Origin of the sequence: Paenibacillus sp. FSL R7-0302 (genome assembly GCF_038006885.1) — a bacterium.
Lineage (GTDB): Bacteria > Bacillota > Bacilli > Paenibacillales > Paenibacillaceae > Paenibacillus_AQ.
The window spans coordinates 3286967-3298374 of the sequence record NZ_JBBOWB010000001.1 but is presented as its reverse complement, the minus strand read 5'-3'; the positions used below and the strand labels follow the sequence as shown (position 1 = coordinate 3298374).

The following is an 11408-nucleotide window of genomic DNA, read 5'->3' as shown; positions in this document are numbered from 1 at the left end:
TATTGTGTAACATGCCGCTATCATTTATAATCGGTTATTAAAAAGCGCCTTTCGCTAGGCGCTGCTTGAAAGGAAATGAATTTCTTATGTCGAGGAAGCTCAGAGCGGGTATTGTTGGCGGTACCGGTATGGTCGGCCAGCGTTTCATTGCACTTTTGGAGAATCATCCATGGTTTCAGGTAACGGCGATTGCGGCGAGCGCGAATTCAGCCGGCAAGTCCTATGAGGAGTCTGTTCAAGGCAGATGGAAGCTCTCCACCCCTATGCCCGAAGCAGTCAAAGGCATTATGGTTCAAGACGCCTCCAAGGTGGAGGAAGTGGCTGCGGATGTGGATCTGATCTTCTGCGCTGTAGATATGAAGAAAGAAGAGATCAAGGCGCTGGAAGAAGCTTATGCGCGTACCGGAACTCCGGTGATCTCCAACAACTCGGCACACCGCTGGACACCTGATGTTCCGATGGTGATTCCCGAGATCAACCCGGAGCATCTGGAGGTAATCGCCCAGCAGCGCAAACGTCTGGGGACTGAGACCGGCTTCATCGCCGTGAAACCGAACTGTTCCATTCAGAGCTATATGCCTACTCTGAATGCACTTCATGAGTTCAAGCCTTCTAAGGTGGTTGTAACCACTTATCAGGCGATTTCAGGTGCAGGCAAGACCTTCGCGGACTGGCCGGATATGGTGGATAACGTGATTCCTTTCATCGGCGGGGAAGAAGAGAAGAGCGAGCAGGAGCCGCTGCGGATCTGGGGTAAGGTAACCAGTGAAGGGATCGTACCAAGCGAGCAGCCGGTAATCACCACACAGTGTATCCGTGTACCTGTTGCTGACGGCCATATGGCGGCTGTCTTTGCCTCCTTTGAGCAAAAGCCTTCCCGCGAGGAGATTCTGGAACGCTGGAACAGCTTCCAGGGGCGTCCGCAGCAGCTCGGTCTGCCGAGTGCACCTAAGCAGTTCATCACGTATTTTGAGGAAGAGAACCGTCCGCAGACCCGTCTGGACCGCGACATTGAGAACGGCATGGGCATCTCTGCAGGACGCCTGCGCGAGGATTCACTGTACGATTACAAATTCGTCAGCCTGTCCCACAATACGGTGAGAGGCGCTGCCGGCGGTGCAGTACTGATCGCCGAATTGCTTAAGGCCGAAGGATATATTCAGCCCAAATAAGCAATTCTATGTACTTGGATGGATACCCGTTATGCAGCCTGCCGGAGGCTCTCCGCGCAGGCTGTTTGCAGTTGGACCTGACAATCTGCCCGAAATAATGGTAAGATAGAGTAATGTACGACGAAAACTGAATATTGACGGAGTGATATTGTGGCAAAAAGTAAAGGCGGCGGCACAGGCAGAGGAACAGGCAGCAAGGGCTGGACCCGCTGGAATAAGACAGCAAAACCCGTGAAGCCGGCCCGAAGCGGCCCTCCCGGAAGCCCAGGTGCCAAAGGAGCCAAACCGGCTAAGAGCAGCAGCGGCAGCAACAAAACCGGAGGCGCTAAATAAGCGGACATCTGCCCATTGATAATTACCAAATATAAGGGTTATAGGTTGGAGGCAACATCTGATGGGTATGTGAATCAGGTGTTCTTTCATATGTAGGACCTGAAAGCGGGTACTTCATGAGAATTAACAAATACATCAGTGAGACCGGCGTCTATCCGCGCAGAGAGACAAACCGGCTGATTGCCGCCGGCAGGATCACAATTAACGGGAAGGTCTGTACGCCTGGAGCAAGCGTGGAGCCTGGAGATACGGTAGCTGTAGACGGAATTACTGTGACTCCAGACCGGGAGGAGCGGGTCTATCTGGCGCTGAACAAGCCGGTAGGCATTACCTGCACAGCCGCCCGGCATGTGGAAGGGAATATCGTAGATTATATCAACTATCCTTCCCGGATTTTTGCCGTCGGCAGGTTGGACAAGCACTCGGAAGGGCTGATTCTGCTGACCAATGACGGGTCGATTGTCAACCGGATGATGCGCTGCGAGCATAGTCATGAGAAGGAGTACCGGGTGAGCGTGGATAAGCCGGTCACGGAAGACTTTTTGGCGGAGATGTCAGCGGGTGTAGATATTCTGGAGACCCGGACCAAGCCATGCCTTACCCGGCAGATCTCGGATCAGGAGTTCATGATTATTCTGACCCAAGGGCTGAATCTGCAGATCCGCCGGATGTGCAAGGCGCTGGGCTACCGTGTGCTCCGCCTGGAGCGGATACGGATTATGCATATCACGCTCAGCGGTCTTCCGCAAGGGCAGTGGAGACGGCTGACGGAGGAAGAGCTCGCAGAGCTTCATGCCAGACTGGAAGGTTAGCCGCAACTCACATGCCAGTACAGGCTTCCGAAGCAGGCTCCCGGACGGGTATACAGGTAGTTATGCTACCACGACACGACATTTAGGAGGATTACATGCGGATTATAAGCTTATTGATAGCCTTAGCGATCATAGCAGGTTGCTCAAGAACAGGGGATGGCGGATCAGCAGCTCCGTCTGCAGCGCCAGCCGCTTCCCCGGCAGCGGATCTTTCAGCAGCACCTGGAGGGCATCAGGAGGAAGACGCGGCTGCCGCTGCGCTCGCGGAAGTGTCCCCTGAGATTTCAGATGAGTATTCGGGATTCGTACATATGGATGCGGTTCAGTTGAACGGGCAGATTTTTCAGGTGTATTACTGGAATAAGGGAGAGTTCAGCTATACACAGTTCGCCATCGTTAAGGAGGGCAAAATGGTCTTTGACAGCAAGAAGGCCGGGCTTACCCTGGAAGGCGGCGACATTTGGAATGAGGAGGAGCAGCTCTGGGCTGAAGCGGTGGTACAGAACAACCGGAATACCTTCTTGTTCAGTCTGATGGATAACCGTCCGTCGTACGCGTCTATTGTGGTAGAGGAGATTGACGGAACGATGCAGGTAACCGTTAACGATCTGTTCAGCGTGAATTATGAGGATGTGGATCAGGACGGGAGCGAGGATCTGCTGGCCAGTCCTTATCCGGGCCAATCCCCCCTGGGTCCGGCGCTGATGGGCATTTACCAGCTGGAAGGGACGAATTATGTGCCGGATAAGCTGCTTACCAAGCGATATGCGGACGATCAGCTTCAGCTCAGTGAGCAGGAGTATAAAAACAATCCGTCCGAGCAGACATTAGAGCAGCTGCTGAACGCCTACCTGATTCTCGGGAAGCGTAGTATCGCACTGACACGGTTCGAAGAGTTCCATGAGTGGGCCGGACAGCTTGCCGGTGACGGCGGCTATGTGGACGAATATCAACGGCTGCTGCGCAGCACGGAGACGGCAGAACAAATCAGCGGCTGGATGGACAAGCTGAAGCCGCTGCGTACTACGAGGTAAGCCGCACTGATCGCGGACAAGAAGAAAAGAGATTCCCGGGGCAGGTGATGCTGCTCCGGGAATCTCTTTTTCAAAATATAAGAATTTATATGTTTCACACGATAATTTATCCTTCTATTTCTCGCCGAAACGGTACCGTCCTTTAAAAGGACGGCAAAGCCGTTTCCACTTGCGTGTGACTGAACCTGTTGGCTTATGAATCTTCCCGCTGAAACTGCTTGTTGTACAAATCCCGGTATACCCCATTCTCTGCCAGCAGGGAAGCGTGCTGCCCCGACTCCACAATCCTGCCGTCCTGAACAACCAGAATATTGTCGGCTGCCATGATGGTAGAGAGGCGGTGGGCGATGACCATGCTGGTCTTGCCCCGCAGCAATTCATGCATGGCTTGCTGGATGTAATATTCCGATACCGTGTCCAGCGACGAGGTGGCCTCGTCCATAATGATGATGGGCGGATTCTTGAGCAGAACGCGCGCGATGGACATCCGCTGCTTTTCACCGCCGGACAGCTTGATTCCCCGGTTGCCGACAACCGTGTTGTAGCCCTCAGGCAGCTTCAGAATGAAATCATGAATATAAGCAGCTTCGCAGGCGGCCGTCAGCTCGGCTTCCGTGGCTTCAGCGTTGGCATAGAGCAGATTCTCGCGGATCGTTCCGTTGAACAAGTAGGTGTCCTGAGTGACGAGGCCAATCTGGGAGCGAAGCGAATGCAGCGTGAACTCGCGGATGTCCTTGCCGCCGATACGGATCACGCCTGAATCCAGCTCATAGAGCCGGGGAATCAGGTTGGTAATGGTGGTTTTGCCTGCTCCGCTGGGTCCGACCAGGGCAGTCAGTGATCCGGCGGCTGCCGTGAAGGAGATCCCGCTGAGAGCGGGCTTGTCCGGGGCGTAGGCGAAATTCACCTGCTCGAAGACGATGTCTTGTCCCTCAACCCGGCTTGGAAGAGCCAGCTTAGCATCCACAATCAGCGGGTCCATATCAAAATAGTCAAAAATCCGTTCAAACAGCGCCACCGAACGGTTCACATCCACATAGAGATTGGTCATCTGCATAACCGGAAGATACAATCTGCTCAGCAGTGCCACGAAGGTGATAATTGCTCCAATGCTCAGCTCTCCCTGAATGAATAAATAACCCCCGTACAGATAAATCAGCATCGGCCCGATACTGGTGAAGGTGGTAAGGACCAGCATAAACCAGCGGCCGGCCATCGATTCGCGGATCTGCAGCCGTGTCGCCTGGGCGTTTACGGTCTGGAAGCTTGCCAGCGCGGTATCCTCTCTGGTGAACAGCTTCATAAGCATGTACCCGCTGAGGCTGAGCGTCTCTTCAATGATCTGATTCTGCTCCGAGATCTTCTCCTGCGTCTCTTTGGCCAGCTTCCAGCGGACATTGCCCATTTTGCGGGTCGGCACGATGAATAAGGGAATGACCAGAATGCCTAGCAGCGCAAGCTTCCAGTTCATGATGAACAGGGTTACCGCCGTGGAGATCAGAATGAACAGATTACTGGCACAATTGACGATGGTGCTGTTGAACACGCCCTGAATTCCGGCAATGTCACTGGTCATCCGGGTGATGACCTCGCCTTGCTTGACGCCTGAGTAGAACTGCAGCGGCATGCTCTGCAGATGGCGGTACATCTGGTTTTTCATATCATGGACAATATTCTGGGAGATAAAAGAGTTCAAATAATTCTGCAGCACGCCGAGCAGTCCTGACACAACCGTTGTAGCCAGCGAGGCGGCAACCAGCAGGAAGAGCAGCTGCAGATTCTTGTCCGGGAGCGCCCGGTCAATGATCTGCTGAATCAGGATGGGAGGGAGCAGCCCCAGCACTGCGGAGATGCACAGCACGGTCATCACCAGCAGCGTCTGCTTCCAGTATGGGACGAAGTATTTGACGATGCGTAATAGCAGCGCCTTGGATATATCCGGCTTCGCCTCCTCCTCATCGAACTTTAATTTGCCAGGCCCGAAGCCTCCTCCGGGTCCCATGGCTCTGAAGCCTCTTGACAATGGGGTCACCAGCTTTGCTTGAATTTTTAGGATGCAATATATGTAAAAATAATCCGGTGCAGGGTCTGACATGGGCATTATACGCCTGGATTATACGGATGTAAATGCTAAACTGGATAAGCCGGAATGAACCGGAGAAAGAGGTTGCAGCATTAGACTTAGGTTCGGGAGGAGAGGAAGCAGAATGATTATTGTTGCACAGGGATATGAAAATAAAGGGCTCCGCTACACGGTGAGATCCGCCTCACCGCAAGATGCCCTGCAGTTGTCCGAACTGAGGCTGAAGATCGACGGGGAGACGGAGAATTTAGACCGGGTTCAGGGGGAAGCATTCATCGGCCCGGAGGGCTTCCGGTCGCTTATAGCGGTCGATACGGCCAGCGGCACGAACCTGTTCCTGGTTGCCGAGGTTCAGGACAGGCTGGCGGGCTTCGCCAGATGTGAAGGAAGTCCGCTGCGGAGGCTGGCTCATCAGGCCGAGTTCGGAGTCGGGGTGCTGCAGGAGTTCTGGGGATACGGAATCGGCCGGAGCCTGCTGGAGCAGTCTATCGGCTGGGCGGATACCATCAGTCTGGAGAAGCTGAGCCTGAAGGTTCTGGAGAGGAATGACAAGGCGATCCGGCTGTATGAGAGCCTTGGCTTCGAGGTCGAGGGTGTCCTGCGCCGAGATAAGCGGCTGGCCGACGGACAATTCTATTCTACTATTGTTATGGGCAGATTACGCGGGGACAGAGGGGGAGCGTAAGCCGAATGTAGTCGAAAAACCGATCATAATTGGACTGGATGCGCCGCGTAGGCCGAATGTAATCGAAAAACCGATCATAATTGGACTGGATGCGCCGCGTAGGCCGAATGTAATCGGAAAACCGATCATAATTGGACTGGATGCGCCACGTAGGCGAAATCTAATCGGAAAACCGATCATAATGTGCGTGCACCCTGGTTAACGCTATATGTCGCCACAAAGCAGACGGATGCAAAAGTGAGGTACTCCTATGCGTGGCATGAGGCACCCGCATTGTTCCACCAACACCGTTCCACCCGCACGTGCCTGGTTTGAAATTATGAAGAAGGAGCAGTGACGAGCTGCGCGAATCTCCGCGTGGTCTCGCGTATATCCTCAGCTCCGGCAATGGCTGAGATGATGGAGAGACCATCCGCACCCGCCCGGATTACCGGCGGGGCATTGTCCAGGGAGATGCCGCCGATTCCCACCACAGGAATGCTCAGGCCGCTTCGTCTTAGCTCTTCAATGACAGTAGTTCCCCGGACGGCCTGGGCATCATCCTTGGACGAAGTAGGATAGACAGGACCGACTCCGAGATAATCGGCGCCGTCCGCGATAGCCTGCCGGGCTTCCGTCAGATTATGAGCGGAGACTCCGATGATCTTATGCTCACCGAGCTGCTCCCGAATCAGCCGGGCAGGCAGGTCATCCTGGCCGACATGGATGCCATCGGCGTCCAATGCTGCGGCAAGCTCCAGATCATCGTTCACGATGAACGGGATGTTATAGGCCCGGCATATCTGCCGGAGCTGTTGCCCCAGACGTAGCAGTGCGGCGCCTTTGAGCGCAGCGGGACCTTTTTCCCGGAACTGGAACAGAGTGATGCCCCCAGCGGCAGCAGCGGCTAAAGTGTCCTCCGGTGATTGGCGGCAGTTTACACTGCCCATAATGAAGTACAGCTTCAGCAATCTGCGCATATCCTCGTTGTGTATCCGTGTCATAGCAGTATCCCCCTAGTTCTCATCCGGTTCCCATAAGCAAAATGATTCGTCGGCCCCTGCCCGGCCCCAATGTTCAGACTATCCTCAATCGCCGCTTGAATGAAGGCCTTGGCGGTAAGGACGGCTTCAGGCATGGAATGGCCCAGCGCAAGACCTGCCGTAACCGCAGCCGAGAAGGTGCAGCCAGTCCCGTGAGTATGCTTCGTCGCTATGCGCGGGCTGGACATATACTGGAATTCCCGTCCGTCATAGAGCAGATCCACGGCCTCATCTCCTGAAGAGTCATGTCCGCCTTTCAAGATAATATATTCGGGTCCCATCTGATGAAGCAGTCTTGCCGCCTGTTCCCGGTCTTCCCGGCCCTGAATCTTCATACCTGTCAGCATTTCTGCTTCAGGAAGATTGGGGGTGATGGCCAGCGAGAGCGGAAGCAGGCTTGTAATCAGCGCCTGTACTGCCTCCTGGAGCAGCAGCTGTGAGCCGCCCTTGGCGACCATGACCGGATCGATCACCAGCTTGTGCTGCCAGCCGTACTGCTGCACTTTACCGGCAACAACGCGGATGATGTCACTGCTGAACAGCATTCCTGTCTTAATGGCATCCGGCTCCAAATCGCTGCCAATCGAATCCAGCTGGGCGGCAACGGTCTCCGGCTCCATCGGAAAGACACCCTGGACACCTAGTGTATTCTGGGCGGTGAGTGCAGTAAGTGCAGACATGCCGTACACTCCCAGCTCCTGAAACGTCTTCAAATCCGCCTGAATCCCGGCCCCGCCGCCGCTGTCGGAGCCGGCAATGGTCAACGCTTTGCGTATGATAGTCATCTTGTTCTCTCCTTTGGCTGTACGGTCTAGGCTTCGGCGAGCAGCTTCAGCCGTGAGCGGCTGCTGTATTGCTCCGGGGTCACCAGCGACAATTGATTCAGGAACAAGGTCTGGAAGCTGCCGGGACCTTGGGCTTCAGCCGCTTCAGCGGCAAGCTCTGCTGCCACGCCATAGAAGGAAAGAGCCTCGGCAGCCGCCTCAAGTACCTCCCCGCCGCTTACGGCAAGAAATGCACCCACCACAGCACTGAGCAGGCAGCCGGTTCCGGTCACCCGGGTCAGGATGGAGTGCCCGTTGCTGGCGATATAAGTGCGCTTGCCGTCTGTGATAATGTCTTCCTTGCCGGTGATAATCACGACACAGTTCAGCTTCTGCGCCGCCTTATTGGCCAGAGCGACTACATCGCCTTCGCCTGCTCCGGCATCCACGCCTTTGCTGGCCCAGCTCTCCCCGGCCACATTGGCAACCTCGGCCACATTGCCGCGCAGGGCAGTAAGCTGAAGCTCACGGAGCAGCCCCGCCGTAACGTCCGTGCGGTAGGCGGTAGCTCCAGCTCCAACGGGATCAAGCACGAGCGGCACCTGGTGGCGGTTCGCAGCCTTCCCTGCCTCGATCATGGAAGCGATGGCGGATTCATTCAACGTGCCAATGTTCAGCACCACTGCCCCGGACATGGCGGCGACATCTGCTACTTCTTCGATGGCATCGGCCATGAACGGCGAGGCTCCTAGAGCCAGCAGCCCGTTCGCTGTGAAGTTAGCGACTACGATATTCGTGATATTATGCACCAGCGGGTTCGCTTGGCGTACTTTGGACAGATAAGACATATGAATTCCTCCTGTAGGCATAATTTAAAAATTAATAAAAGCATTCTTAACATCCACTTCTGCAGCCAGCAGACCGTTCTCGCTCAGCCACTGGTTCACCTTCTCCCATGAAGCGCTGTCCTGATAGCCGAAGGGCTGGGAACCGGCATCCATCAGCGGCAGCAGGATCTCCAGACTGCGCTGTTCAATGGCTTCATCCAGCGGTGCGGTATCCTCCTGATGGGCAAGCAGCAGCTTCAGCGCTTCATCCGGGTGACCGGCAGTATACTGCTGGCCTTTTCTGATGGCATCCACGAATTTCTGATAAAAGCCCTGTGAATCCTGCAGTCCCTGCTCACTGGCGACCAGCACCAGCTCATAATAATCCGGGACCCCGTAATCCACGGGATTGAAGGAGCGGACCGGATGGCCTTCCTGCTCCAGAATCAGCTGCTCATGGTTGATGAACCCGCCCATAATGCCATCCACCCGTCCGGTGGAGAGAGCAGGGATCAGCTCATAGCCGACATCCACCAGCTTGAGGGAGGAAGGGTCCCCGCCGTCGCTTTTGACCATCGTGTTCAGCATGGCTTCATACAACGGGACGGAGGAATATCCGGCTTGCTTGCCGGACAGCTCTCCGGGGCGGGTAATGCCGCTGTCTGCGGCTACCATGAGATGATTCAGCGGATGACGCACCAGCGCGGCAATCGACTTGACTGGAATCTGCTCACCCCGTGCCATCAGCACCTGGGGCTGATAACTGAGTGCCAGATCCACCTTCCCCGCAGCAACAAGCTTCAGCGCATCATTGGTATCGGCCGGCATCTCAATCTCAACCTCCAGACCTTCCTCAGCGAAATAGCCTTCAGCCTCTGCCGCATACAAAAAAGAGTGAACAGCATTGGGATACCAGTCGAGCATAATCGTCAGCTTATGGGCCCCGCCTTTAGCCCCGGCCTCAGAGGTAGAGGGTGCAGCAGCCGGGGGGCCAGAGGCCGCCGGACTGTCCGTATTGGCGCAGCCTGCCAGGACAGGCAGCATACAGAGCAGCAGAGCAGACAGCAGCATGGCTGGCCTTGAAATCGCATGGTGCAGATAACGGGTATAGCGGATAGTAGTCATGAATAACGTCCTCTTTTCTTCAGAATAATCTTCTCCAGCGCGGCGACTGCCAGAAACAGCAGGATACCGAGCAGGGATAATAAGACAACGGCGGCGAACATCTTGGCGCTCTGCAGATTCCCGGCCATTCTGCGGCTGAAATAGCCCAGCCCCTGGCTGCCCCCAAGCCATTCCCCAATAGTTGCACCGATCACACAGTACACAGCCGACAGCTTCAGCCCGGAGAAAAAAGAGGGTAAAGCCAGCGGAACGCCCACCTTCCCGAGAATCTGCCAGCGGTTCGCGCCATATGTCAGCAGCAGCTCCCGGTAGGCGTCCGTGTTCTTGGACAACCCGTCATAGGTGCCGATGACCACCGGGAAGAAAGCGGTCAGGAAGACAACGGCGACCTTGCTCCACAGGGTGTAGCCGAACCACATGATGAACAGGGGAGAGAGGGCGATCAGCGGAACCGTCTGGCTGATAATCAGCAGCGGGTACAGCGCCTTGGCCAGCGGACGGAACAGGTGCATGGCGATTCCCAGCAGGCTGCCGCAGACCACGGATAGTGCGAAGCCTGTGAGCACTTCAAGCAGTGTGGCGGGCAGATGTACCCCGAACAATAGATGGCGGTCTTCCATCAATGCCATCCACACCGCAGACGGAGCCGGAAGGATGAAGGGAGGAACCAGGCCCAGCCGGGCTACAGTCTCCCAGACTGCAAGCGTCAGCAGGGCGAGCAGGGCAGCCGGACCGTAATGCTGGAGCAATCTTCTAGGAGCGGCGGTTCTCATATAGCTTCAGCTCCAATTCCTGGCGCAGGGCGGCGAACTGCGGCTCATAATTCAGACTGTGATGACGCGGGCGGGGGAGACCGGCTGGGAATTCCTGCATCCCGCTGCCGCCACTGCCCGTCATTAGATAGATTCTGTCACTGAGCAGAAGCGCCTCCTCCAGATCATGGGTGATGAACAGCACCGTCTTGTCCAGCTCTGCCCATAACTCCAACAGCCAGCGCTGCAGTGAGCGCTTGGTAATGGCATCGAGCGCCCCGAACGGCTCATCGAGCAGCAGCAGATCATTCCCCGCCGCCACGGTGCGGAGGACCGCCACGCGCTGGCGCATCCCGCCGGACAGCTCCTGGGGATAAGCCCCTTCGGTTCCCTCAAGGCCGAAGCGTTGCAGCAGGGTACGGATCTCGGCCACGGCGGCCGCTTTGGGACGGCTGCGCTTGAGTTCCCAAGGCAGCAGACAATTGTCCAGCACGGTGCGCCAAGGCAGGAGGAGATCCTGCTGCGGCATGTAGGCCACACTGCCCAGCCTCTTCGCTGCTGCAGCGGACTCGGCTCCGTTCAGCGTAATCCTGCCTTTGTCCGGCTCCAGCAGGCCGGCGATGATTTTGAACAAGGTGCTTTTGCCGCATCCGCTTCCGCCTACGACAGAAATGAATTCGCCGCGCTGCACATTCATGGATAGCCCTGAGAAGACTGGGGTACGGGACGAGCCCGTCCCGAAAGCATAGGATAGATTGCTAATGTTGATCATAAGACTATGTACGAAGCCTCCCCGGAT

The 11408-nt window shown here is 55.9% G+C and carries 13 protein-coding genes; 6 read left to right on the top strand and 7 right to left on the bottom strand.

All coding sequences use genetic code 11. The annotated features are described in order from the left end of the window. Positions 1-86: 86 nt before the first annotated feature. The 4 genes from asd to MKY96_RS14425 all read left to right on the top strand — a co-directional run bounded on the left by asd (position 87) and on the right by MKY96_RS14425 (position 3351). Positions 87-1172: an aspartate-semialdehyde dehydrogenase gene (asd, locus tag MKY96_RS14440; RefSeq protein ID WP_076074596.1), complete on the top strand. Its 1086-nt coding sequence runs from the start codon at positions 87-89 to the stop codon at positions 1170-1172. 147 nt (positions 1173-1319) lie between these two features. Beyond that, positions 1320-1505, top strand: a complete 186-nt coding sequence (locus tag MKY96_RS14435; RefSeq protein ID WP_036729188.1) for a DUF3934 family protein — start codon at positions 1320-1322, stop codon at positions 1503-1505. Positions 1506-1621: 116 nt separating this feature from the next. Then, complete coding sequence (locus MKY96_RS14430) at positions 1622-2317, top strand: pseudouridine synthase (RefSeq protein WP_340941228.1); 696 nt, start codon at positions 1622-1624, stop codon at positions 2315-2317. Positions 2318-2412: 95 nt separating this feature from the next. Beyond that, positions 2413-3351 (top strand): hypothetical protein, encoded by a 939-nt coding sequence (locus tag MKY96_RS14425; protein ID WP_340941227.1) that lies wholly within the window; start codon positions 2413-2415, stop codon positions 3349-3351. A 193-nt stretch (positions 3352-3544) separates the two neighbouring features. On the opposite strand, the gene MKY96_RS14420 is transcribed toward MKY96_RS14425, so the two are convergent. Beyond that, positions 3545-5353 carry an ABC transporter ATP-binding protein gene (locus MKY96_RS14420; protein ID WP_340941225.1) on the bottom strand — a complete coding sequence of 603 codons (1809 nt, stop codon included), beginning with the start codon at positions 5351-5353 and terminating at the stop codon, positions 3545-3547. 205 nt (positions 5354-5558) lie between these two features. Between MKY96_RS14420 and MKY96_RS14415 the strand changes: the two genes are divergently transcribed. Both MKY96_RS14415 and MKY96_RS14410 read left to right on the top strand, forming a co-directional pair. Further along, positions 5559-6119 carry a GNAT family N-acetyltransferase gene (locus tag MKY96_RS14415; protein WP_340941224.1) on the top strand — a complete coding sequence of 187 codons (561 nt, stop codon included), beginning with the start codon at positions 5559-5561 and terminating at the stop codon, positions 6117-6119. Beyond that, positions 6079-6321: a hypothetical protein gene (locus MKY96_RS14410; RefSeq protein WP_340941223.1), complete on the top strand. Its 243-nt coding sequence runs from the start codon at positions 6079-6081 to the stop codon at positions 6319-6321. Before MKY96_RS14415 ends, MKY96_RS14410 begins: the two co-directional genes overlap by 41 nt. Positions 6322-6436: 115 nt before the next feature. Here the strand turns inward: MKY96_RS14410 and thiE are convergent, their stop codons facing one another. The 6 genes from thiE to MKY96_RS14380 are packed head-to-tail and all read right to left on the bottom strand — an operon-like array spanning position 6437 to position 11381. Further along, positions 6437-7102, bottom strand: coding sequence for a thiamine phosphate synthase (gene thiE, locus MKY96_RS14405; RefSeq protein WP_340941222.1), 666 nt, complete (start codon positions 7100-7102; stop codon positions 6437-6439). Further along, positions 7099-7926, bottom strand: a complete 828-nt coding sequence (thiD, locus tag MKY96_RS14400; protein WP_340941221.1) for a bifunctional hydroxymethylpyrimidine kinase/phosphomethylpyrimidine kinase — start codon at positions 7924-7926, stop codon at positions 7099-7101. The genes thiE and thiD overlap by 4 nt, the downstream gene beginning before the upstream one ends. A gap of 26 nt (positions 7927-7952) precedes the next feature. Next, positions 7953-8774, bottom strand: a complete 822-nt coding sequence (gene thiM / locus MKY96_RS14395) for a hydroxyethylthiazole kinase (protein ID WP_340941220.1) — start codon at positions 8772-8774, stop codon at positions 7953-7955. 3 nt (positions 8775-8777) lie between these two features. Then, positions 8778-9857, bottom strand: coding sequence for an ABC transporter substrate-binding protein (locus MKY96_RS14390; protein ID WP_340941218.1), 1080 nt, complete (start codon positions 9855-9857; stop codon positions 8778-8780). Then, positions 9854-10630: an ABC transporter permease gene (locus MKY96_RS14385; protein ID WP_340941217.1), complete on the bottom strand. Its 777-nt coding sequence runs from the start codon at positions 10628-10630 to the stop codon at positions 9854-9856. The genes MKY96_RS14390 and MKY96_RS14385 overlap by 4 nt, the downstream gene beginning before the upstream one ends. Continuing rightward, entirely contained in the window at positions 10611-11381 is a 771-nt protein-coding gene (locus MKY96_RS14380) for an ABC transporter ATP-binding protein (protein WP_076074925.1), read from the bottom strand. Before MKY96_RS14380 ends, MKY96_RS14385 begins: the two co-directional genes overlap by 20 nt. Positions 11382-11408: the final 27 nt, after the last annotated feature.

What these genes read in the sequence shown, in the direction of transcription:
- MKY96_RS14390 (WP_340941218.1), bottom strand. Translation starts at nt 9,857, where the DNA reads ATGACTACTATCCGCTATACCCGTTATCTGCACCATGCGATTTCAAGG.
- thiE (WP_340941222.1), bottom strand. Translation starts at nt 7,102, where the DNA reads ATGACACGGATACACAACGAGGATATGCGCAGATTGCTGAAGCTGTAC.
- MKY96_RS14425 (WP_340941227.1), top strand. Translation starts at nt 2,413, where the DNA reads ATGCGGATTATAAGCTTATTGATAGCCTTAGCGATCATAGCAGGTTGC.
- MKY96_RS14385 (WP_340941217.1), bottom strand. Translation starts at nt 10,630, where the DNA reads ATGAGAACCGCCGCTCCTAGAAGATTGCTCCAGCATTACGGTCCGGCT.
- MKY96_RS14420 (WP_340941225.1), bottom strand. Translation starts at nt 5,353, where the DNA reads ATGGGACCCGGAGGAGGCTTCGGGCCTGGCAAATTAAAGTTCGATGAG.
- thiM (WP_340941220.1), bottom strand. Translation starts at nt 8,774, where the DNA reads ATGCCTACAGGAGGAATTCATATGTCTTATCTGTCCAAAGTACGCCAA.
- thiD (WP_340941221.1), bottom strand. Translation starts at nt 7,926, where the DNA reads ATGACTATCATACGCAAAGCGTTGACCATTGCCGGCTCCGACAGCGGC.
- MKY96_RS14415 (WP_340941224.1), top strand. Translation starts at nt 5,559, where the DNA reads ATGATTATTGTTGCACAGGGATATGAAAATAAAGGGCTCCGCTACACG.
- asd (WP_076074596.1), top strand. Translation starts at nt 87, where the DNA reads ATGTCGAGGAAGCTCAGAGCGGGTATTGTTGGCGGTACCGGTATGGTC.
- MKY96_RS14380 (WP_076074925.1), bottom strand. Translation starts at nt 11,381, where the DNA reads ATGATCAACATTAGCAATCTATCCTATGCTTTCGGGACGGGCTCGTCC.
- MKY96_RS14430 (WP_340941228.1), top strand. Translation starts at nt 1,622, where the DNA reads ATGAGAATTAACAAATACATCAGTGAGACCGGCGTCTATCCGCGCAGA.